Source organism: Burkholderia sp. S171 (assembly GCF_009766085.1).
In the GTDB taxonomy this organism is placed as follows: Bacteria; Pseudomonadota; Gammaproteobacteria; order Burkholderiales; family Burkholderiaceae; genus Caballeronia.
The window spans coordinates 17,813-38,527 of record NZ_LMUF01000052.1 but is presented as its reverse complement, the minus strand read 5'-3'; the positions used below and the strand labels follow the sequence as shown (position 1 = coordinate 38,527).

The window sequence follows — 20,715 nt, the reverse complement described above, 5'->3', positions numbered from 1 at the left end:
CGGCCGCTTAGCGGTAACAGATGCAACCAAAGGCTTCGCTTACTGCCGCTCGATTGTTTCTTGCTGCGTGCGGTGCCGGAATATTTTCACGGTGTCGATCGTTTAATCCCTATGCCGCGCCTCACTCGGCGCGAGCACGGTGAAATGTCAACAGACCCCGATGCGTCCGGGTCCTTGCAGGAGACGATGATGCGCCAGATAGTCCGGTTGGGAATAATGCTTGCCGCGCTGGGTTTTGCTGCGCCCGCGCTTGCACAAACGTACGACGATGCAGGCGGTGCAGATGTTGAATCCGGGGCCAATTGCCGCGCCGTAGCGGGACAAGCGGATGTTGATGGATCGACGCAGCAAGTCGTGGGACGGGCGTGTCTGCAAAGCGATGGAACCTGGCAGATCGTGGAGAGCCCTGACGGCAGCATGCTTGTGTACCCGGTCGCGTACTACCCGTATCCCGATCCATGGTATTGGGGGCCGCCGCTTTTCATTGGTGCGGGCGTGAGCTTTATTTTCGTCGATCGCTTTCATCACCATTCGCATTTCGACCATTTTCATCAGATGGGTCACATGCACGTTGGCGCGCCGATGGGTTCCGGTTTTCATGGCGCACCATCGCGGTTTGGAGGTGGCATGCACTCGTTCTGGGGAACGGGTCGGCGCTAAGTCGAGGCTCGGCTTAAGTTGGCTTGAGCAGCCGGATTATTGAAATTTTTAAATAACATATTCGCTGATAACGCGGCCTTCGAATGACCCCGTCGCCTCTTGCCGGGTTGCAGCCCGACCCGCTTCGACCCTGTTGATCCGCTCGCTCACTGCAGGGCGACCGTAGGCAATTTCGATTCATCCAGCACGGCGACTCCGCAGAACCAGTCGCCTCCGTGCGGGTCGTATTTCCAATGCATATTGGATTTAATCAGCGACCTGCAGTTATCCAGTGAAATCATGCCGGGCTCGGCAACAGTGCATCGACCGATGGCAATCGTGGGCTCCGGCAACGCACGCTCAGAGGCCGTGCGAACAGGCGAGGCCTTCGAGATGGATTGCAGGTCGTCGACCATTTGCTGAAGTTCTTCGATACGCCCCGAATACCAGGTCGTGAGGCACGTTTCATCCGTGCAATGCGTTTCTCGCCAAGTCCATTTGGCATCGCTGTCCGCGCGGAATGAACGTTTATCCGCAACTGCGCGGCGCGCTTTCCAATACAACTTTCCGAGTTCGTCGTCGAGCTTCGATAAATCCTCGTTGTGGCAAATCAGCTTTTCAGTCGCTGAGTGCCCAAGGTTGCAATCGAAGCTGGTGGCGTGGGCCACGAGCGGGCTGCCTAATAGAATCATGGAGATCAGAGTGGTCTTGAAGAGGGGCATCGTTATCGCTGGAAGAAGGGGTCTTTCACCCATACTCGGCTGGATTCGATGCTTGGAATGCAGAGAAAAGAACTGGGGTTCGGTCTGTGCTTACTAAATATTTCCCATTGATCAGTCTGTTATTCAAAGAGCACGTAAACAGCTGACCAGCGGATTTTTTTCAAGCGGCGTGAGGTACGCTAGTGATAGTAGGCGGGCAGGTAAGGACGGGCACGACCGATGCGGTTTGAATACTTTACTTAAGGCTTACGGTATCGCCCGACTGCTAGCTTTGCGTCGGAATTCGGGGTCATCCCATTCAATGCACAGTAAGTTGGTGTAAGGAGTCTGGAAAATATTGCGGTCTTTCTCCAATGATCACGGACCATTACGCGAGATCATTCGATGTCGAAAGAAAAGCTTGGCGAATTATCCGGCGTTTGGGACGAGCCCTGGCGCTAATGATCACATCAAGGGCTTGCTAGCGTGGAGCGAGTCACGCAGATTGTCTTTATCATCGAGGGTACGGCGCTCAAGGCCAATGCCCCGGATTGAGTTTGACGGCCTAAGCCGCATGCCCGGGTAGGCAAGGTACCGGATGAAAGAAATGCAGGATCTGATCAGTGCATTGGTGGAGCGCGTAAGTGTAGGCCGAAGCTGACGGTGTGGCTTCTCCCCTCGCTAGTTCCAAAACATGGCTCATCGGAGTTGGTTTATGTTGAAAACGGTCGTAGCCTCTTCATTGCGTCCTGGCATGTTCCTGCACAGTCTGGATCGGCGCTGGCTTGATCACCCATTCTGGAAGAGCTCGTTTTTGCTCACCGCTGTCGATATCGAAAAGATCGTCGCGAGTGGAATTACGTCCATTGTGATCGATACGGATCGAGGTCTGTCCGGCTCTGACGACAACCTAGGCGAACCTGTCGACCCGTTTGACGCAGGCAGCTCCGCCGCGCAGGCGGGAGACAGTCAACTTCTCGCCGGGGAAGCGACGGCACGCACGCGGCTGCCGCGACGACCCGTAGGTGAGGAAATCGAACACGCAAAGCGCCTGTTCGAATCGGCCTCCAATGAGATGAAGGGGGTGTTCCAGCAAGCCCGCATGGGACGTGCCGTATCGGGCGCCAGCATGATGCCTCTGGTGCAGAGCATTGCCGCGTCCGTTATGCGCAACCCGTACGCATTGACCAGCGTGGCGCGCCTGAAACACCACGACGGCTACACGTATATGCATTCCGTTGCCGTGTGTGCGCTGATGACCGCGCTGGCACGCGAACTCGAACTTGACGAGCAAGGTGTGCTGGAGGCTGGCGTGGCCGGTTTGCTGCATGACCTCGGCAAGGCGCTCATGCCGCTCGCCGTGCTGAACAAGCCCGGAAAGCTGAGTGTGGAAGAGTTCGAGGTCGCCAAGAAACACTCTTTCGATGGCTGGAACATGCTCCAGTCAGCCGATGTCAGCATCGGGGTGCTGGAGGTCGCGCTGCACCATCACGAGAAGGTCAACGGCCATGGGTATCCGCATGGGCTCAAGGACAAAGATATTCCCCTGCTTGCCCGGATGGGTGCGGTCTGCGACGTGTACGACGCCGTCACCTCCGAGCGGCCGTACAAATCGTCCTGGCATCCGACTCAGGCGCTTCGCAGCATGACGTCTTGGGACGGGCAGTTCGACAAGACCATTCTCGCGGCCTTCATCAGCACGGTGGGGATCTACCCGGTGGGCTCGCTGGTCCGCCTGGAATCTGGTTTTCTTGCTGTTGTGCTCGATCAGGGCAGCGGGTCTATGCTCGCGCCGACCGTCAAGACATTCTTCTCATGCAAGTCGAATCAACCGGTCTTCCCTCAGATAGTAGACCTGAAGAAATCAAAGGGCGCCGACCGGATCGTGGCGATTGAAGACCCCAAACAGTGGAACCTTCCACAACTAAACGACCTTTGGTTAAATCAGATCGCACCCTTTGCGTAGGCCGGGCGCGGTGAAAAGTCGTTTCTGTTCGATTGCGTTCCGCCGAAATTTCTTCCCATCAGGCGCTGAATCACGCACTACAGATTGACCGGGCGTGGCGCGAGACGAGCGCCAGCGGCCGTGCTGCACTCGCACTTCCCCTCCAGGTAATGCCCGGTAAGCAGATGGCATCTACCGCCCGTAATTGCCGAAATGCCTCTCTTCAAAGCGCTCTAATCTCTCTATGCGTTCATGGAGTCTTCTCTCGTTGACTTCTTCACACGCACGTCAGGTCCATGACGCGAAGCTGCGTGAGGGGCCTTGGGGTTCTGGCCGGTCCAAATAGCGGCAACGACTGTTGAGGGAGAAAAATCTTGCGGCGCTGCATTTTCATCGCGATGCTCTTTTGCATCCTCAATCTCCAAGCTTGCGCCAGTTCGATAGAAACATTTGCCCTTGGCGGAATCGTTGGTGCCGTGGCGGGCGTATCGGCCATCGTCTGTGCGGTCGGATGTAAATGACTCGCGCCACGAAGCGCATGAGTGTTGGTGACGTTCTTCGCCAGAACGCACCAACCGCGCGGCATAACGCCCTGCACGCGAATCAATCGCTAGGGAAGGTGACTGGCTTACTTCCTCCACCTGAACCGGTTGGCTCGCTGGAGGAACACGGCGGTAGGCCGGTCATGCAGCGAACAATGACAGCCGAACTTTCGCCGGGGTTGAGCGAAGCAATGATCGAGCGGCTTCTTAAGCGTAACGACGTTGTATTGCTCATGGAATGCGATCAAAGGGTGTGTCGAGTCCCTTATCGCGGCAAGCAACGTAGGGGCGACGTACTGCGCTTCCTAAGAATAGCGGGACCGCAGGTACGGGCGCTTGTCTATAGCCACCAAGCTGAAGAGGGCCCTGTCTGGATCGACGTCATGTCGGGCGAAGTCTCCGCCCGGTAACAGAGCGCCAGCATCGGCCTGCATTTCTCGAGTCTCGTTCCACTTGCGGGGCCGATGGAAAGTAGTGTCGATCAGCGCCGCTTTAATTGCGGTAAGGACACGTTGTTAATGATTCTGTATTTTATGAACCAACGAGACGCCATCAGGTATCTCGTGGAAGTCCGGCTTGACGCATTAGCCAAGCCAAGCTCGAACGTCATTGTTAAAACACATTTGCATGAAAGTCCCGGGATTGAGGGCGTCGAACGTGTTCTCCTCGACGTAAGGGCCGCCCGTACTTCGTATTTCGTGGAATGCGGTTCGACGGTGGGAGACCGGATTGTGTTTATTACCTGAATGCCATGCCCGCTGATCACGGCGAAGCCGTCAAGAGGAAACCTCTTGATGTATCGATCACGCCGCTTCGAATCGCCACTCCTCAAAGCTTCTAGACTCCCCGGTCTGGATGTCGACCCATAACATTTCTCCGTCGGAGGTGTGGCTGAAGACCAGTGCGCGAACCTCGCGCTGACTATCCAGAAATCCCAACACGGCACGCAGCGTGTGTTTGCCGCGATACCGAATTGCACGGCTTGCTACCCCTTGACCGCTAACAAGCATGATGGGGTTGATGCGCACTTTGCAAGCAATCTCGCCGATAGTCGAAAAATTCATTTCATCCTCCAAGTACGTTCAATACTTAGTGATAACGTCAGCGGTGCGAACAACCTTAGGTTACGAAAGACCCGGTAAGAGAATCGGCTAGACGACGCGACTTGCTTTAGAAGACAAGCCATTCATTCGCGGATCGTCTGGTCGAATTGTTTGCATTCAACGCTAGCAATAAAGTATAAAAATTACACTGGTTGCAAGCCCGTGTCTAAGCGGAGGGTGACGACTGCATTACCGGATCTTTCATTGTTGGACCGGTATCGCTTAGTCCGTAAGACCGCTGGAAAGCTAGTCAGCCTCGGCTTCTTACCCCGCCTTCCCAACACTACAGATTCCTGCTTGCCGGGTCGATATGACGTCTGGGCGAATGAACCCGTGCACTCGCCGCTCAATCATACGCAGCACTGCGAATCTGTTCCAGGAAACCGATTCGGCATCACGGAACAATTAACCGAGAGACACCATGGCACTCGATCCCAGCATGTCAATTTCATCTTCGGATTTTCCCAACAGCACGCCCAAACCATCGTCCAGCGTGCCCAGCAGCGCGCTTCCTGAGCGGCCGTCGGCGACATCGTCGGGAAGCGGAGATGCCTTGATGGAGGCGCTCAAGCTTACGTTGCAACGCATGGGGCTCGACCCAGGCGGGTTATCGTCGGTCAGCAACGGCTCCCCGGACGCTGATTCCTTTTCGGGCAGTGCCGGCACTACCGCCGACTCCCAAACACGCGGGGAGGCCAACAAAAGCGCAGGCAAGCAATTTCTGGTGGCGCTGTACCAGGCGCTTGTCTTGCAGCACGGCCTCAATGTGCCCGGTCAACAAGAGGGCGATGCTGCATCGACGGATCAGGTGACATCAGCCTATGTCGATCTCGGCTCCTCCATAGAAGAGCTTGCGAAGACTGTCCGTTCTACCTCCGTGGAATCCGACAGTCCAACCGATGGCTGGGACTGGCAACTCGACGACCCCGTTGGCTTCACGTCCGACAGTGATGATCGTGCGAACGACAGCACCACAATTGCCGGAGCCGTCAGCACGCTCGACAACGCATTGCAATCCTATGCAGCACCAGACGGCAATGCGGGGGCGGTGTCGTTAGCGGATGTTCTGGATGGTTTGAGCGAAGAGACCAAGGGCATTCGATGGAATCCGATCGGACTGGTTGTGGACGTGAAGGTCTAGGCTTCCCGGTACCGAGTGATCATCGACAGCGCAGGCCGGATGCGCGCATTTAGCACGGCTGAGACATTGCGGTAAGTGCTGGTAAGGAGTCGAGAAAAAGCGTTGATCTTTCGTTAATCAACACTAGCGGTTAAGCGTGATCATTCATTGTCGAAAGAGAGTTCTAGCGACCTGGCATGCGTTCAAGTCTGCCTTAGGGCTACCTTAACGCTGCCCCGATCCCTTCATCTTTATTGAAAGCGAGCCTGATCATGAATGTTAACAGCTATAGCCCTGCAGAACGTATTGCGCCGACACCTATGCGCCCGACCGGCGGGAGCGCAGGCAGCGCAACCGGCAACAGCGCTAAAACCGATGCGCCGTCGCTGCCGATCGAACAAACGACTCCCCCAACACTGCCGTCGAACGGCTTGGTGGGTACACGCATCAACACCAGCGTCTGAAAGGTTAGCGGCCTCATATATGTTCAATTTGCAGTTCTACAAACGCTATGCGCGATTGTTGGCATGCCTGATGGCGAGCGTGGTCATATTGCCGATGGACGGTTGCGCAGTGGCCGCATTGCCGTGCCGCCTGGTGGCTGCCACGCTCAAGGTTGTGCCGGGCGTCGGTCATGCGGCTGCCGCGCCATTTGATACATGCGCCGACGCAATCGATTGACAAAGACCGACTCACCGCTCGACATGACAAGCGGGCGGGCGAGCACGGCTTAGGGCTTAGCGGCAAGTGATCAATCCAGACACTGGCCATTGTTTCGTCGTGCCGCGCGTGGTCAAGAACCTTAATCTGGCGAACCATTAAAAACATGAACTCGTTAAAGTTTGTGATCCTGGCTGGCGGTATGGCGTCGTTAGCTGGATGCTCAGGCGGCTCGAATTCTATCGTCGATATGCCGACGTTCGCGCCGGTCGTAGTCTCAAGTCCGTTGAATATTGAAACCGGCGGGGCGATCTACCAGGGTGGCAATACACTGGCTTTGTACGAAACGCCTCACGCGCAACACGTGGGGGATGTATTGACAATTCGTCTCTCGGAGTCCTACTCGGCCAATAACAGCGGCGATGCGTCAGCTAATCGTGCGAGCGACATCAGCGCTGAAGCTGCCGATAAGTCTAGCGGCGCAGCGGCACGGCTGGCCAAACTGTTTAACATTGGGTCAGCAAGCACGACGTTCAAAGGGCAAGGGGCGGTGACGAACACGACCGGGATGACGGGGACGCTGGCGGTGTCGGTGATCGCCACGTTGCCGACCGGGAATCTGGTAGTTGCTGGGGACAAGATCATTGCAATGAATCAGAACCGCGATCGCCTGCGGTTATCGGGCATTGTGAATCCCAAAGACATCGAGGTGGGGAACTACGTATCGTCCAGCAAAGTGGCCAACGCGCGTATTGAGCAGGCAGGTGTCGGCATGCTCGCCGACGCAACAACAGTGGGCTGGCTGCAGCGAATGTTTCTTAGCGTGCTGACGTTCTAATTCCGAGCGCTTAGCGCTGGGTTTCTGCTAGCCAGTTAATACGGAGCGCATCGGGATCATCCGTGACCGGATTGAGCCGGTGGATTTCCTCAGATCATTTCGCAGGGAACGCCAGACCGTGAGCTACCTTTCCCCGGTTCGACACTTCAGCGCCCGCTCGGCGGGCGCACTCTTCACGGAGCGGGCGGATGTTTCGCCAGCGTGCCCAGATCTTCATCCAGACTCGTGTGAATAGTCATAATCGCCTGATCGACGTTGGTCGGGCGGAGTAGATTGCGCGCGAGTGCTTCGTAGACGTATTGACGGATAACCGGGACCTGCGTCTTGAGCAGGACATCGTGGTAGATATCCCTCATCTCGCTTTCGCGGCCGTTCAGGTCATATAGCCTTTGCAAATGCTGTAGATCATTAACTACCGCATTAATTACCACAAAGCTCGGTCCGAAACCTTCGCGGCCAACGCGGCCGCCATCCAGCTCGGACGGCGAAGTGCTTTGGGCAAACGCACTGCCGGCACTGGTCGCCAGGACGCTTGCGAGAAAGAGAGATTGGGTAAGTTGTTTCATGATTATCGAGTAGGACTTCCTAAGCGGAAGTCGAGTAAAAAATGACAACACACCTCACCGTCGACAGGTGACAAACGTGGCAATACGGCTCAATACGGCTCAATACGGCTGATCGTTCTCTCGGGTGCAAGAAAAAGAGTAGGTAGGCATGGGTGTGATCCAGTCACTTCCCGCATTGCTTCGTCAGTTCGCAAGCTTATGATTGCGCACTTTCGCTAGCGCTGAAACGCCGAGCAACATGCTCGATCACCAAGTCCTTTCTGAATCTTATAAATAATTTCGCTACATTTATCCAAGCAAGAAAAGTAAGCGCACACGTATTCGAAATGACAGGCAATTAAAGGAAATATTCCGTAAGCCTTAGGACAAAACCTTGTCTTTTCCACGCAATTTACTTGAGAGGAAAGGAGGATCATTTGATTCAGGGCAGGTCGTTAACCATACAATGCGACGCTACTCCTAACGTCTTCGTCAAACGATCAAGTGATCAATTCATCGACGATATTTTTTTAAGGCCTGTAGAATTCGCGGAGGGAGCATGTTGCTAATCGGTGGTGCGGTAGGTTTTATGTCCGGGGTTCTGCTTATGTTTTTCCTCCTTGGACTTCGGGTGCCTGAAGATCGGGTAGTCGATGTCGCCAGCACCCTGATGACGCGCAATCCGGCTAAGGCGCAGATACGGAGTACTGAGGCGTTCTTGCGAGTGCGCGGTTCCCGGGCTTGAATCCCTGGGTCAGCGCTAGAACGCTGGCCGATGCCGCAGTCGAGCAGTTTGCATAAGAAGAGGACTACGCTAATGGCGAAGAAAAGCATTGCTGAAGACGCTCAGGACGTGATGCGGGCGGCCATCCTGATCGAACTCGGTGCACGTATCCAAGTGCTGGAAAGTGAGGTCAACCTTTCTCGCGACCGCATGATTCGCCTTTATCAGGAGGTAAAGGGCGTGTCTCCGCCGAAGGGCATGTTGCCGTTCTCGGTCGACTGGTTCCTGACATGGGCACCGAATATTCACGCATCGCTCTTCTATAACATTTATAGATTCCTGAAGGATCTCGCGGGCTGTTCGCATTTCGATGCTTTGACAAAGGGCTATAAGCTTTATCTCGAGCATTGCGAGCGTCACGACAGCTACATCATGTTGAGCTTTACGCGGGCCTGGACGCTCGTGCGTTTCTTTGACGCCGGCATCCTGCAGTTGACCCGATGCTGCACCTGCACGGGAAAATTCGTCACGCGCAAGCAAGACGCGGAGCACGGCGCGGTGTGCGGAAGTTGCCAGCCGCCGTCGCGGGCGGGCAAGAGTGCCAAGGGGGTCTCGCGGGTCACGGAAGACGAAGCCGTGAGTGAATGCAGCCCTGTACAGATCACGGCTATGGCGGAGTCGAACTCGACTTTATCTGTTAGCGCTGACGTGGTGCCGGCCCAGCACGAAGCGTCCTGCGCGCAAGCTGCATGAGGCAGGGTACTTGAGCACGCTTTAAAGTCTGCTAGTCCCGCGACATTATCGCGGGACTAGCGATAATGTCGCGGCCTTCCTGGCCGCACTGGCACTTCTTGCTTCAATCAATCCGACGTTGCAACCACCATCCTGTCGATAAGCGCCGTAACCTTGGTCGCCGTGCTCGCGAAGCGGTCCAGCTTGGCGCCGCTCGTCGCGTAGCTGGCAGCGACCACGATCTTTCCGTGCTGAATCAACGTGAGGTTGATGGCAGAAAGGTACTGGGTGTACCCGTCGGTGAATGTCCTATGCCCCCAATCCGTGGCCGCGCTGTACACGAGTGTCGCCTCGCAACTGGGCGATGAGGTCCCTGGCGCATAGACGGTCGACTCCACCCCGCGTTTATGCAACGCGTATTGCAATGCCGGAACAAAGTCGCCAACGGGAACCATGGAATTCCACTCGATGCAAACCGCATGAAGGGATGCCTGATCGCCATTAACGACAGTAGGTGACGAGTGGTTGGACGCAATACTCAAACCGGCTTGTACGACCGACCCGGCTGCATCGACGGCGGATATCACGGTAAATGCGCAGCCGGATAACAAGCATGGGCTGAGCGCGGCGCAGATGAGCGAAGCATTGCGCAGAGATCTTTTAACCCGGCAGGCGAGGCGCCCCATTGGTTTGGCGATGTTCGTCATGCCCAGGCGAACGGCGGGTTCGATATTGGCCGAACCATATTCGGTCCTGTATTCGATCAAGCTAACCATGACGCCGCCACTCCTGTTTTGCGTTCTTCAGCGGGTCGCAAACAGGCGCAATTCGCCTGAACCTTGCCCGCCTGCAGTAAAGCTGATTCGACTAGACACCCTCTTGACAATGAAATGACCGCGATAACGACGAGTGATATTCCCGTTGACTTGCATGATTGATTTCCGAGGATGAGCTGGGCGCTGCCTGCGATCCGATTGTTGGAAAGCAATGGATCATGTGGCCGCAACTCGATGGTCGCGTACTTCAGAAAGCGGTGAAACGGCAAGCAACAGATGGCTCCCGTAAGGCCTTTCTCAACCTTTCCGTATCGGTCGAAACGTCATGCGGCTTGCGTGGAAGCGGTCCTTTCTAACGTACGTTAGCTCGCATCAACGCTACTGGTCTTCCATTGCTGCACGACCGATTTTACCCAGGCGTCGGGCGCTTTCAGCAGGTAAACGAGCGTGGCGTTACGCGTAGCCGGCAAGAAACGCAAAGTGATCGAGCTCACCGCGTTTTCCCATTCGTAGACCGGTAGCGCACTGCTTGCAGAGGTTGAGGTAGATGTATGAGCGCCAGCCCGTGGCGCGCCATAGCGGTCCGCAAGAGCGTGGCGCAGATCGGCCGCAGTGCCTTCGTCTATGACGAACGACATTTCATACAATCTGAAGGTGGTTTGTCCGCCGACCCGCGCGAAGCGCAGCATGTGGTCCTGCGCCGGCACGCCGTCGACCACCGCGCGCGATATCGCCCAGCCGTTGGCTTGTTGATGCGCCCAGCGACAAGCAACTGTCAGGCTTTCGCGCGTCTTCAGGCTCATGCCGAGGGAGCCGGCGATCACATCGGTCTCGCACACCGGTACGCTGTCGATCGGCGTTGCCCTCACGGTCGCGCCTGCCTGGAATTGATCGAGCGTTATGCCGAGAGGGATTCCGCGAAACTCGAAGGGCGTACCTTGAGTATGGCTTCTCTGATCAACGGTTTTGCTCTTGGATCCGCCCGCATCGCGCGTGACCGGGTCCGCGTGCACGGTGATGAACGGAGTAAGCGACAGCACTCCGGTAGCGAGCGCAAGTGCGCAGGCAAAGAGATGGGGTTTCATGGCTCAGTTGATCGCCAACGTACGCATGGCGAATGCCGTGCCTGCGGTTTCTGGATTGCCGTGATGGGTCATGATAAGCCTCGCTTAGCTCATTGATTCCGAGCATCTATTCGACACCGCGCATTGAAGCCCCAAGCTTGCGGGTGATCGATGCGCGGCAAAGCGTATTACGTGTCGAATCATCGCACCGGGTGTGGGCGTGCGATGTAAGAAGGAGTGCGCGGTTTCCCGCAGTGCTTACGAGCTGTTTCCGCTGCTTACCAATTTTTAGCTAGAGATCCTGCGGGCTTAGGCAATGGAAAAACGGGCGATGCAGAGTTAGAACATGGTGTTGTCGTTAGCCGCGTGCTCGGGCACCGGTTGGATCACATCCCAATGTTCGGCAATCGTGCCGTGATCGACGCGGAAGATATCGACAATGGCGTTGCCGCGATCCTGCGGGTTGCTAGTCGAATGAACATGCAGAAACACCAGATCACCATCGGCCGCGCTGTGCACGATCGTGGAGTGGGCCTCGGGGTTTGCCTTGAAGCGCTCGGTAAAGAAGCTGATAAATGGCGCTGATCCGCTTGGCACATGCGGATTGTGCTGAATGTAATTCGGCGCAAGCACGGTGCTGGCAATACTCAGATCGTGTTGATTGAATACCGTGTCGTAGAAGCGCACGACCAGTGCGCGATTGCTTTCTTCCTGGGCGACATTCCGCGTTGGCGTATTGGCCGGCATGGCGCTATCTTCCGCGCGGACGGCATGGCTCGCGACCATGGCAAGCAGTGCAGTAGCGGCGAGTGTACGGCGAAGAAAGGGCATTTTGGGCGGCGTGATGATCATATGAAAATCCGTTGAGTAGAAGATTGCCAGCATGGCATCAGTCGTGGTTTCCAGCCTTAGCGGTCATCTCAGCGCAAGCGCCAGTTCCACGAACTGCTGAACGCGTGAGTTCACATCGCCGTGACGATGAGCGATATAAAGCGTCGTCTTGGTATCGTCGTCGTCGAGTTCCCTGAACACAACACCCGGTATGGCAATGGCCTTCAGCGTGGCCGGCACCAGCGCGATCCCCAGGCCGGTTGCTGTCAGACCGATCAGCGTGGACGCCTGTTGCGCTTCCTGGACAACATAAGGTTCGAAGCCGCGCTTGGCGCATAACGCGACCGTTTGCTCGTGCACGGCTACGCCTGCTTGCCGCGGATAGGCGATAAACGGCTCGTCGCGCAGGTCTGCGATCTTGACGGACGCGGCCTTGGCAAGTGGATGCCCCGCATGCATCGCGAGCAGCAGCGGCTCTTCGAGCAAGGGTGTGAATACCAGATTCGACGGCGGCGTGGAAAGCGGCAGCCGCAGGAGTCCGACATCGAGTTCGCGAGCGTCGAGTTGTTCAATCTGCTGCGACGAAGATAACTCATGCAGGCCGATCTGCACGTTCGGCCGCTGTGTACGGTACGCGTGGATCAATCGCGGAAAGAGGGGCGATAACGATGACGCATTCGTAAAACCTAGCCGCAAACGGCCGACCTGTCCGCTAACTGTCTGCCAGACATTTTCCTTGGCGAGGTCGATGCGCGCGAGGATGTGCTTCGCGTCGTTCATCAGGGAAAACCCGGCCTCGGTCAATGCTACCGAGCGACTTGTCCGATGGAAGAGGCGCGCGCCAAGTTCGGTTTCGAGCGCCTGGATCGCGAGGCTCAAGGGGGCTTGCGTAATACCTAGCCGCTCCGCGCTGCGCCGGAAATGCAGTTCCTCGGCGAGCACGACGAAATACTCAAGGTGCCTGACGTGCATTGATTGTCTCTGTGAATCAATTAGATTTTCTGAAGAATAAATCAGAATGGATTCTGAGGCGATACTTGTTCCGAAGCCAAATAACAGACGGAGACAACATGAACGGTATCGAACTGACTGAGCGCCTGCGGGCAGGCCTTCCTGTCTACGCGCTCGGTATCCGTGCGTCGCGAACCACGGACGTGGTGCGCTGGGCCAAAGCGACCGGCTACGACACCATATGGATCGACATGGAACACAGCACGCTGCCCGTCGATACGGTCGCGCAGTTGTGCTCATGCGCGGTCGATCTCGGCTTGACGCCATGGGTGCGGGTCCCTGAGCGTGACTACGGGACGATCAATCGTGTGCTCGACGGCGGAGCGCTCGGCATCATCGTCGCTCGGGTGGAGACGGCTGCGCAAGCCAGAGAAGTGGTCACGGCAACGCGTTTCCCGCCGCTTGGCCAGCGCTCGCAACTCGCGACGCTGCCCTATGTGAATTTCGAAAAGCTGCACGCCCGCGAACTCAATCAAACGCTCAACGACGCCACCGCGATCAAGGTGCTGATCGAGAGCCGTGCGGGTGTGGAAGCGGCTGATGCGATTGCAGCGGTCGAGGGTGTCGACATACTGGCGGTCGGCTGCAACGACTTGAGCGCCGATCTGGGACACACGGGCGAGTCGACGCATCCGGAGGTAGTGGAAGCGTGCCGCAGCGTGATTGCCGCCGCGCGGCGTTGCGGTAAGGTCGCGATCGTTGGAGGCATGCCGGATAGCGAAGCATTGACGAGTCTCAGGGAAGAAGGGGCCGCGCCCTTCATTTTTGCCGGTATCGATACGGACCTGTTCCTGAATGCACTGCGGCAACGAATAGAGAGCAGCCGCGCGGCATTTCTCTAATGCTACCCGCGCCCTCGACGTCATCCACGTCCAACTAACCTGATCATTCACGACCTACTTTCATGGCCGACATTCCGCTGATATCCACCCCGATGCGTGCGTTCGACACGCTGTCACGCCCCGCCTTCGCGATGCCCGCTCATGCTTGCGACGCACACATGCACGCGTTCGGCCCGGAGGCGCTTTACCCCCATGTGGAGCATCCGCATTACACCTTGCCGGACGGCAAGCTCGACGCTTACTTGCAGTTGATGAACGTGCTTCAACTCGAACGGTTCGTGATCGTGCAACCGAGTTTCTACGGCACCGATAACCGCTGCCTGATCGACACGTTGGACGCAGCCGGTCCGATTGCACGAGGCGTTGTGATGATTGAAGAGGATACCGACGCAGTCACGCTTGATCGCTACCATCAGGCAGGCGTTCGTGCCGTGCGGCTCGACCTGTTTGCGCGCTCGGCGTTACCGACCGAAGAGATTCAGCAGTACATCACCCGCATGGCGCGGCTGTGCACGAGTCTCAACTGGCATGTGCAGTTCTACGCCCCGGGCTGGGTCGTGCGCAACCTCATTCCATTCCTGGCAGATGTGCAATCGGACTTCGTGATCGATCACATGGGGTACATGCTTGAAGAAGACGGTCTCACACCGGCGGATTTCGAGCGGCTGCTGAACCTGCTCAAAGACGGCAACTGCTGGCTCAAGCTTAGCGCGCCATACCGGATCGCCAAGCATCGTGGGTACGATGCCGTTGCGCCAATGGCGCAGAAGATAATTGACGCGGCGCCGCACAAGGTGATCTGGGGTTCTGACTGGCCACACATTCCCGATTCGACTCGCGACACGGGTGAGTTGCTCAATCTGCTTGGCGTATGGACGCAAGACGCAAAAGTTCACCAGATGATTCTCTCCGACAACCCCGCTCGGCTGTTCGATTACTGACCCGCATCACGGAGTTTTCAGGCGATGACTTATCAACCGCATCCCGCCTTTGCCGCGCTGTTCCGTGCGTTTACATCGGACCCGGCCAGCATCGGCAATCAGTTGACGCAACAGATGACACAGCGCGATGCGGACGCGCCGCTGCTGGTATCGACCGGCTCGGATATCGTGCTGTTTCCGGGCGGTGGACGGCCCGCGTCGATTGAGAGCTTTCGCAAATCGACACGCGGCTTCATTGAACTCACCGCTGTGTCGCACCTGCCGCTTGCCATTGCCTATCTCGCACGGATGCGCGAACTTGGCGCCCACGACAACACCTGGCAGCACGAGGCAGCGAAGTTGATGGTCCATGCGCGCACTACGCGCGAGGCCAATTCGCCGGCGCTATGGCGCGACGAGATCGCTGTCCAGAGTCTGACGGGCTTCGGTCCCAAGCTGGCGAATCTCGTCGACTATACGTGCACCACCACAATCGCTTTACTTGAGCGCGCAGCAGACGATCCCACGTTGATGAGCTTCAACTCTTTGCGTGACAACTATTTCGCACCGCTCGATTCCGATGCGGTTCCGGTGCCCATGAATGACGTGATGTTCGCGACCTTCGGTCTCGCGTTCCTCGATATTGTGTATCGGATCGGCAACTGGCTGCGTGCACAGGAACTCGACTGGGCTCGCCTGATGGTGCTGGTCAGTGGCAGGTCGGGCCGCCCGACGGCGGGTGCGACCTGGGCGACCAACAACATGTGCCATCTGATCTGGCGTGTTTCTGAAGGAGCGTTGCCGCCGGAGCGTGTGTTCGTTGCCCCGTTTGCACCATCATTCTCTGTGGCTGAATTACCCGACGCCGCAGGTCTGGTTGCGCTCGAAAACATGTATCGGACGTTGTGGCAGAACACGCGGGCAAGCATCGATGTGGCGCGTGAGTTGTTTCCGGATCATCCGGGGTATCGCTTTGAACCGGCAGCCGCCGAGTGCATGCCGCCGATCACGTCGGTGAATGACCGGGATGCCACTACCGCGCGTCTCAGACGCATCATGGAAGATCCGTCGCAACTGTTGTCGAACTGCGTAGCCGACTATATTGTCGATCAATTGCAGGCCAACGGAAACCATCCGGAGCGCGTCGAAATTCCAGGCTTTACGAACGTGACGTATCCGGGGCCGTCGACGCGGTAGTCCCGCAGCAGAAACCGAAGGTAAAAAGACATTGGCATCGCAGGGCGGTGATGCCGATTTGTATAGAAAGCCCGCAAAGGAGACGTCACACCATGAATCATCTTGAAGTAGCACCCTCCGGAGGCCGGTCTGTCCGCTCGGTCATCAGCATCACGCTCGTCTGCTTCGCGGTCTCCATGATCGATGGATTCGACACGCTGATGCTGTCATTCGTCGCGCCGCTGCTGGCGAAATCGTTGCAGATCGATCATGCATCGCTCGGGCGCGTATTCGGCGCGGGTTTTGTCGGCACGGTGCTGGGTTCGCTGATCATTGGTCCGCTTGCCGATCGCTTCGGCCGCAGGAAAATGCTGGTGCTTGCCTTGGTCGTGACCGGCGGCTTCACACTGGCCTGTGCGTTTGCGAGTTCGGCGGGTGCGCTGGCTGCATTGCGGTTTCTCGGCGGCCTCGGCATGGGCGGCGCGATTCCGCCTATCGCCGCGATCACGGCCGAGAGCGCTTCGTCGGAACGCCGCTCGTCGCTGGTCATCCTGATGTTCATCGGCTTCCCGCTCGGTGCAGTCGTAGGCGGCGCGATCACGGCCGCGTTGATGATGAAATTCGGCTGGCCGTTCGTGTTCCTCATGGGCGGATCGTGCGCCCTCGCGGCAATCATCCCGGTACTACTGATCATTCCAGCAGCGACGTCCGCCGAGGCAACGATCAAACCGGATCTGCAGGCAAGAGACGGTTTAGCGGACGGCCTCATGGCCCGATTCGTGGGCAACCTGTTCGCCGAAGGACGCGTCGCCGCGACATTCGCGCTTTGGTTCGGTGTGCTTGCCAGCATGATCCTGTCGGGCTTCCTGGTCAGCTTCATGCCAACCATCCTCAACCTGAACGGCGTGCCCCCCGACCGCGCTGCACTGGGCGCGGTCGTGATCAACGTGGGTGCGATCGTCGGGGCGTTGTTGATCTCGCTGATCGTAAGGCGGGGAGCGCCTTTTGTCGCGGTGGCCGTGGCGTTTGTTGCCGGCGCCGTGATGGTCTTCACGCTTGGCCGGGTGATCGGCGCCGGCAATGCGGCGTTCGGTTTGCTGTTCATGGTGGGCGCATGCATTGTCGGCGGCCAGTTGACCTTTCCGGCGATTGCAAGCTGCCTCTTTCCAACGGGCGTACGCGCAGCGGGCGTGGGCTGGACGCTGGCCATCGGACGTACCGGGTCGATCATCGGGCCCGTGGTCGGCGGCATCTTGCTGGCACAAAACATGTCCCTGGGTCATCTTTTCCTGGCCGCTGCGCTGCTGGCGTTGTTCGCGGCGCTTGGCATTACGCTCGCCAATCTATGGCGCCCGCGCGACGACGGCACGCTGCGCCGTAAGCCGTTTGCAAAGTTCACGATGACAGGACAGGAGGTTAGCAATGGGAAACATTGAGGTGCTCAAATCGCTTCTTACGCCGGTGCAAAGGCTGGCGACCAGCGGTGCGCGCGCAGTCGAGATATTCAACACTGAAGGGCGTCTCTTCGCGGTCATTCCTCAACTGGCGCGTGACATTCCCGGGCAGGCGCCCGGAATGAACGTGGGCGACAGCGACGTCGATGCGTTGATCTATACCTGGGAAGCGGGGCGTCTCGTCGAGCACGACGCACTTGCGGTAGCGGGCGGAGAGGATGCGGAGTACTTCGAGATCGATGGCCGGCGCTTTCTTGTGACAGTAGGCGTGCGCTCCGGCAGCGGCCCTTATATGCTCGACAGCGAGGCGATCCTGTACGAACGCGACAACAACCAGTGGACGCCGTTTCAACGCTTCCCGACGTTCGCCGGCAAGCAATGGCACTTTTTCTCTATCGGCAGCCGGCATTTCCTGGCGCTGGCTCAAGGTGTCACGGTCGAAGGTGTAACGCCGGACCATCCGCGTGAATCCCGTATTTTCGAATGGGATGGAAAACAATTCGGATTGCTACAGACACTCGATGGACGCTGGGGATACAACTGGGCGTTTGTCACGTTCGGAGGCCAGCACTATCTCGCCTACGCGGATCATGTCAGCGGCTCTTCCATTTATTGCTGGCAGGGCGAGGGTTTTGAGGTTGTTCAACGTTTCGACGAACCCGGTGGACGTGCGTTCAGTTTCTTCATAGAACAGGATACGTTGTGGATGGTGCACGCGAACCTGATGGGAGAGACGCGCTTGTTCGAGTTCGACACAGCTCGGATCCAGTTCGATCCGGTTCAGTCGCTGGGCGGCGCAGGCGGGCGCGAGTTGTGCCTTGTTGACGGCGCGCACGGCCGCTATCTCGTGCGAGTGTGTTTCATTACCGGCACCCCCCACGCCCCGAACACGCAGCAGCAATCGCAAATATTCCTGTGGAGACAGGGCCGCTTCGAACTGGTCGATGAATTCCACACTTCGGGCGGCACCGACGCAGCGGCCTTTATGGCGGAAGGTCAGCGCTATCTGCTCGTCAGCAACGCGCTGGCAGAGGACGTGCGCTTTCGTGTAGATAGCGTGCTTTATAGATTCGATGGCTGAACGAATACCTGACGCGCAATGCTGTCGGGCAACCGTGTAGACAAAACGCCCCAACGCCCCAACGCCCCCTCGCGCTAAGCGAAATCAATGATCCTCAGTCAAGCGCTCCCTTTTGGAGGGGCGGGGTGTTGCTTTGCCTAAAAAAACTAACACCATAAGGCGACGTGGCAGGAATGAATCAGGGCGCGTGCGCTTTGAATCGAAAATCAGGAGACGACGATGAAAAAGTACCAGAAAAAAGCCATTGGATGGACTATTGCTGCGACCCTGCCGCTGATGGTGGCGAGTTGCGGCGGCAGTGACAGCAGCACAGTTAGTGATCCGAATCTGGTTAAGATTGCTCAGGGTCAGGCAAAGGGCGTCACTGTCAACGGTGTGCACGAGTACCTTGGCTTACCGTATACAGCACCGCCCGTGGGCGCGCTCCGCTGGAAGGCGCCCGTTGCAGCGGCGGCCTACTCGGGCGTCTATGACGCGTCGCATGCCGGCTCGGAATGCGTGCAGGGCACGGCCGCCGCTACGGCAGGTAGCGAGGACTGCCTCTACATGAACATCTATGTGCCGGGACCAACCACGGTAACGACTCCTCTGCCCGTGCTGTTCTGGATTCACGGCGGCGGGTTTATCAACGGGTCTGGTATTGCCACCGACGGCTCAGCATTGGCTGTCAAAGCAAATGCGATCGTGGTGACGATTAACTACCGTCTCAATGCACTGGGTTTTCTCGCGCATCCGGTGCTTGCCGCCGAGGACCCGAACGGGGCCGCGGGCAACTACGGAGTCATGGACCAGACCGCTGCACTGACCTGGGTGCAGGAGAATATCGCTGCATTCGGTGGCGATCCGAAGAACGTCACCATCTTCGGCGATTCGGCGGGCGGACATTCCGTCTATGTGCAACTTGCATCGCCCGGGTCGGCGGGACTATTTGCGAAAGCTGTCGCACAAAGCGGCGATTTCAGCCAGGTTCAAGCGACGCTGACCCAAGCAGAAACCAGCAGTGCGGCACTCGCGAGTGGCTGGGGCTGCGGCGCCACACCCAGCGCGGATTGCCTGCGTCAGCTTCCCGCTTCGGCCACATTGCAAGGCAATCCGAATGCATGGTACGCAATTGTGGACGGCAAGGTGCTGCCTGCATCGACGTCTCAGGCGTTTGCCGCGGGGACATTCAATCGCGTGCCGCTGATATCCGGTTTTACACAGAACGAAGGCACGTTTTTCGTCGCGGCGGCTTTCGATGCCCAGGGCAATCCGGTCCAGGCGGCAAACTATACGAACACCATCACGGGATACCTGGGCGTCCCAAGTGCCAGCACGGCCGTGCTTTATCCGCTCAGTCAGTATTCGTCGCCGAGCCAGGCGCTGGCAGCGGCATTTGGCGACTACCGGTTCGTTTGCTCGGCCCTTCAGGATGGCGACAATCTAGCCAAGTACTCGCCGGCGGTGTACATGTACCGCTTTTCCGATCCGGCGCCGTACAACGTGGGCGGCCTGACTTCCATTCTCCCGCCGACCGCGTTGAACTACGGCACTTTCCATTCGTCCGATCTCGACTACTGGTGGCAATTGATTCCGACACCCACTGCCAATCAGGCAACGCTGTCGGATGCGATGACGGCGGCGTTGTCCGCGTTCGCTCACTCGGGCAATCCGACTACCGGCAGTACTGTTGCAAGCTGGCCGGCTTATACGTCCGCGACGCGCCGGATCCTCGATTTTGGATATCCGGTTTCGAACACGTATGACGCGTATACCGCCCACAATTGCGGCTACTGGTTTGCACAACCACCATCGCAACACGTGTGAAGCGGTCGTGACGCTTTGCGAGCTATCACCTTTATTTAGATTGAAGGTGTTAGCTCGCCAACAAATAACGAGCGCGGCAAGCCAAACCGACTGGCCCGTCCTAAGTACATCGTTACTCAATCATCTGATGAAACGAACTCCACGTCACGCATGACATCCCGCGACATAATTGTTGAATAGAGATTGCGCGGTCATTCATTCATAC

General features: G+C 57.5%; 20 protein-coding genes. 13 read left to right on the top strand and 7 right to left on the bottom strand.

Annotated elements, in window-relative coordinates; translation table 11 throughout:
* Nucleotides 1–189 precede the first annotated feature (189 nt).
* Complete coding sequence (locus GSQ93_RS29135) at nucleotides 190–660, top strand: hypothetical protein (protein ID WP_158939838.1); 471 nt, start codon at nucleotides 190–192, stop codon at nucleotides 658–660.
* Nucleotides 661–806: 146 nt separating this feature from the next.
* Here the strand turns inward: GSQ93_RS29135 and GSQ93_RS29130 are convergent, their stop codons facing one another.
* Nucleotides 807–1,361, bottom strand: a complete 555-nt coding sequence (locus GSQ93_RS29130) for a lysozyme inhibitor LprI family protein (protein WP_158939126.1) — start codon at nucleotides 1,359–1,361, stop codon at nucleotides 807–809.
* Nucleotides 1,362–2,055: 694 nt separating this feature from the next.
* Here GSQ93_RS29130 and GSQ93_RS29125 point away from each other — a divergent pair.
* A complete protein-coding gene (locus GSQ93_RS29125) occupies nucleotides 2,056–3,306 on the top strand; it encodes an HD-GYP domain-containing protein (protein ID WP_158939124.1) in 1,251 nt (416 codons plus the stop codon).
* A gap of 1,324 nt (nucleotides 3,307–4,630) precedes the next feature.
* Here GSQ93_RS29125 and GSQ93_RS29120 read toward each other — a convergent pair.
* Nucleotides 4,631–4,891: a hypothetical protein gene (locus tag GSQ93_RS29120; RefSeq protein ID WP_158939122.1), complete on the bottom strand. Its 261-nt coding sequence runs from the start codon at nucleotides 4,889–4,891 to the stop codon at nucleotides 4,631–4,633.
* Nucleotides 4,892–5,351: 460 nt separating this feature from the next.
* Here GSQ93_RS29120 and GSQ93_RS29115 point away from each other — a divergent pair, with 460 nt between their 5' ends.
* From GSQ93_RS29115 to GSQ93_RS29100, 4 genes are all read left to right on the top strand, one after another.
* The gene (locus GSQ93_RS29115) at nucleotides 5,352–6,071 is read left to right on the top strand and encodes a hypothetical protein (protein WP_216857695.1); all 720 of its coding nucleotides are present in this window, start codon (nucleotides 5,352–5,354) and stop codon (nucleotides 6,069–6,071) included.
* Between the two features lie 251 nt (nucleotides 6,072–6,322).
* Nucleotides 6,323–6,514 carry a hypothetical protein gene (locus tag GSQ93_RS29110; RefSeq protein ID WP_158939119.1) on the top strand — a complete coding sequence of 64 codons (192 nt, stop codon included), beginning with the start codon at nucleotides 6,323–6,325 and terminating at the stop codon, nucleotides 6,512–6,514.
* Between the two features lie 70 nt (nucleotides 6,515–6,584).
* The gene (locus GSQ93_RS29105) at nucleotides 6,585–6,731 is read left to right on the top strand and encodes a DUF6726 family protein (RefSeq protein ID WP_367889794.1); all 147 of its coding nucleotides are present in this window, start codon (nucleotides 6,585–6,587) and stop codon (nucleotides 6,729–6,731) included.
* 145 nt (nucleotides 6,732–6,876) lie between these two features.
* Nucleotides 6,877–7,548, top strand: a complete 672-nt coding sequence (locus GSQ93_RS29100; RefSeq protein ID WP_158939117.1) for a flagellar basal body L-ring protein FlgH — start codon at nucleotides 6,877–6,879, stop codon at nucleotides 7,546–7,548.
* 173 nt (nucleotides 7,549–7,721) lie between these two features.
* On the opposite strand, the gene GSQ93_RS29095 is transcribed toward GSQ93_RS29100, so the two are convergent.
* A complete protein-coding gene (locus GSQ93_RS29095; protein WP_158939116.1) occupies nucleotides 7,722–8,114 on the bottom strand; it encodes a hypothetical protein in 393 nt (130 codons plus the stop codon).
* A 796-nt stretch (nucleotides 8,115–8,910) separates the two neighbouring features.
* On the opposite strand from GSQ93_RS29095, the gene flhC reads away from it, so the two are divergent.
* Nucleotides 8,911–9,570, top strand: coding sequence for a flagellar transcriptional regulator FlhC (gene flhC / locus GSQ93_RS29090; RefSeq protein WP_158939115.1), 660 nt, complete (start codon nucleotides 8,911–8,913; stop codon nucleotides 9,568–9,570).
* 107 nt (nucleotides 9,571–9,677) lie between these two features.
* Here the strand turns inward: flhC and GSQ93_RS29085 are convergent, their stop codons facing one another.
* From GSQ93_RS29085 to GSQ93_RS29070, 4 genes are all read right to left on the bottom strand, one after another.
* Nucleotides 9,678–10,325, bottom strand: a complete 648-nt coding sequence (locus tag GSQ93_RS29085) for a hypothetical protein (protein WP_254074117.1) — start codon at nucleotides 10,323–10,325, stop codon at nucleotides 9,678–9,680.
* A 362-nt stretch (nucleotides 10,326–10,687) separates the two neighbouring features.
* Nucleotides 10,688–11,410 carry a hypothetical protein gene (locus tag GSQ93_RS29080; protein WP_158939114.1) on the bottom strand — a complete coding sequence of 241 codons (723 nt, stop codon included), beginning with the start codon at nucleotides 11,408–11,410 and terminating at the stop codon, nucleotides 10,688–10,690.
* 318 nt (nucleotides 11,411–11,728) lie between these two features.
* A complete protein-coding gene (locus tag GSQ93_RS29075; RefSeq protein WP_254074116.1) occupies nucleotides 11,729–12,274 on the bottom strand; it encodes a nuclear transport factor 2 family protein in 546 nt (181 codons plus the stop codon).
* 30 nt (nucleotides 12,275–12,304) lie between these two features.
* Nucleotides 12,305–13,192 (bottom strand): LysR substrate-binding domain-containing protein, encoded by an 888-nt coding sequence (locus GSQ93_RS29070; RefSeq protein ID WP_158939113.1) that lies wholly within the window; start codon nucleotides 13,190–13,192, stop codon nucleotides 12,305–12,307.
* A gap of 98 nt (nucleotides 13,193–13,290) precedes the next feature.
* Here GSQ93_RS29070 and GSQ93_RS29065 point away from each other — a divergent pair, with 98 nt between their 5' ends.
* The 6 genes from GSQ93_RS29065 to GSQ93_RS29040 all read left to right on the top strand — a co-directional run bounded on the left by GSQ93_RS29065 (nucleotide 13,291) and on the right by GSQ93_RS29040 (nucleotide 20,510).
* The gene (locus GSQ93_RS29065; protein ID WP_158939112.1) at nucleotides 13,291–14,073 is read left to right on the top strand and encodes an HpcH/HpaI aldolase/citrate lyase family protein; all 783 of its coding nucleotides are present in this window, start codon (nucleotides 13,291–13,293) and stop codon (nucleotides 14,071–14,073) included.
* Nucleotides 14,074–14,135: 62 nt separating this feature from the next.
* On the top strand, nucleotides 14,136–15,014 hold the full coding sequence (locus tag GSQ93_RS29060; RefSeq protein WP_174254692.1) for an amidohydrolase family protein: 879 nt from the start codon (nucleotides 14,136–14,138) through the stop codon (nucleotides 15,012–15,014).
* Between the two features lie 24 nt (nucleotides 15,015–15,038).
* A complete protein-coding gene (locus GSQ93_RS29055) occupies nucleotides 15,039–16,190 on the top strand; it encodes a DUF5624 domain-containing protein (protein WP_158939111.1) in 1,152 nt (383 codons plus the stop codon).
* A 92-nt stretch (nucleotides 16,191–16,282) separates the two neighbouring features.
* Nucleotides 16,283–17,605, top strand: coding sequence for an MFS transporter (locus GSQ93_RS29050; protein ID WP_158939110.1), 1,323 nt, complete (start codon nucleotides 16,283–16,285; stop codon nucleotides 17,603–17,605).
* Nucleotides 17,592–18,704 carry a hypothetical protein gene (locus tag GSQ93_RS29045; RefSeq protein WP_158939109.1) on the top strand — a complete coding sequence of 371 codons (1,113 nt, stop codon included), beginning with the start codon at nucleotides 17,592–17,594 and terminating at the stop codon, nucleotides 18,702–18,704. Before GSQ93_RS29050 ends, GSQ93_RS29045 begins: the two co-directional genes overlap by 14 nt.
* A 219-nt stretch (nucleotides 18,705–18,923) precedes the next feature.
* On the top strand, nucleotides 18,924–20,510 hold the full coding sequence (locus tag GSQ93_RS29040) for a carboxylesterase/lipase family protein (protein ID WP_158939108.1): 1,587 nt from the start codon (nucleotides 18,924–18,926) through the stop codon (nucleotides 20,508–20,510).
* The last annotated feature ends 205 nt before the right edge of the window (nucleotides 20,511–20,715 follow it).

What these genes read in the sequence shown, in the direction of transcription:
- GSQ93_RS29055 (WP_158939111.1), top strand. Translation starts at nt 15,039, where the DNA reads ATGACTTATCAACCGCATCCCGCCTTTGCCGCGCTGTTCCGTGCGTTT.
- GSQ93_RS29135 (WP_158939838.1), top strand. Translation starts at nt 190, where the DNA reads ATGCGCCAGATAGTCCGGTTGGGAATAATGCTTGCCGCGCTGGGTTTT.
- GSQ93_RS29110 (WP_158939119.1), top strand. Translation starts at nt 6,323, where the DNA reads ATGAATGTTAACAGCTATAGCCCTGCAGAACGTATTGCGCCGACACCT.
- GSQ93_RS29075 (WP_254074116.1), bottom strand. Translation starts at nt 12,274, where the DNA reads ATGCTGGCAATCTTCTACTCAACGGATTTTCATATGATCATCACGCCG.
- GSQ93_RS29070 (WP_158939113.1), bottom strand. Translation starts at nt 13,192, where the DNA reads ATGCACGTCAGGCACCTTGAGTATTTCGTCGTGCTCGCCGAGGAACTG.
- GSQ93_RS29085 (WP_254074117.1), bottom strand. Translation starts at nt 10,325, where the DNA reads ATGGTTAGCTTGATCGAATACAGGACCGAATATGGTTCGGCCAATATC.
- GSQ93_RS29045 (WP_158939109.1), top strand. Translation starts at nt 17,592, where the DNA reads ATGGGAAACATTGAGGTGCTCAAATCGCTTCTTACGCCGGTGCAAAGG.
- GSQ93_RS29120 (WP_158939122.1), bottom strand. Translation starts at nt 4,891, where the DNA reads ATGAATTTTTCGACTATCGGCGAGATTGCTTGCAAAGTGCGCATCAAC.
- GSQ93_RS29125 (WP_158939124.1), top strand. Translation starts at nt 2,056, where the DNA reads ATGTTGAAAACGGTCGTAGCCTCTTCATTGCGTCCTGGCATGTTCCTG.
- GSQ93_RS29095 (WP_158939116.1), bottom strand. Translation starts at nt 8,114, where the DNA reads ATGAAACAACTTACCCAATCTCTCTTTCTCGCAAGCGTCCTGGCGACC.
- GSQ93_RS29050 (WP_158939110.1), top strand. Translation starts at nt 16,283, where the DNA reads ATGAATCATCTTGAAGTAGCACCCTCCGGAGGCCGGTCTGTCCGCTCG.
- GSQ93_RS29115 (WP_216857695.1), top strand. Translation starts at nt 5,352, where the DNA reads ATGGCACTCGATCCCAGCATGTCAATTTCATCTTCGGATTTTCCCAAC.
- GSQ93_RS29100 (WP_158939117.1), top strand. Translation starts at nt 6,877, where the DNA reads ATGAACTCGTTAAAGTTTGTGATCCTGGCTGGCGGTATGGCGTCGTTA.
- GSQ93_RS29065 (WP_158939112.1), top strand. Translation starts at nt 13,291, where the DNA reads ATGAACGGTATCGAACTGACTGAGCGCCTGCGGGCAGGCCTTCCTGTC.
- GSQ93_RS29105 (WP_367889794.1), top strand. Translation starts at nt 6,585, where the DNA reads ATGGCGAGCGTGGTCATATTGCCGATGGACGGTTGCGCAGTGGCCGCA.
- GSQ93_RS29130 (WP_158939126.1), bottom strand. Translation starts at nt 1,361, where the DNA reads ATGCCCCTCTTCAAGACCACTCTGATCTCCATGATTCTATTAGGCAGC.
- flhC (WP_158939115.1), top strand. Translation starts at nt 8,911, where the DNA reads ATGGCGAAGAAAAGCATTGCTGAAGACGCTCAGGACGTGATGCGGGCG.
- GSQ93_RS29040 (WP_158939108.1), top strand. Translation starts at nt 18,924, where the DNA reads ATGAAAAAGTACCAGAAAAAAGCCATTGGATGGACTATTGCTGCGACC.
- GSQ93_RS29060 (WP_174254692.1), top strand. Translation starts at nt 14,136, where the DNA reads ATGGCCGACATTCCGCTGATATCCACCCCGATGCGTGCGTTCGACACG.
- GSQ93_RS29080 (WP_158939114.1), bottom strand. Translation starts at nt 11,410, where the DNA reads ATGAAACCCCATCTCTTTGCCTGCGCACTTGCGCTCGCTACCGGAGTG.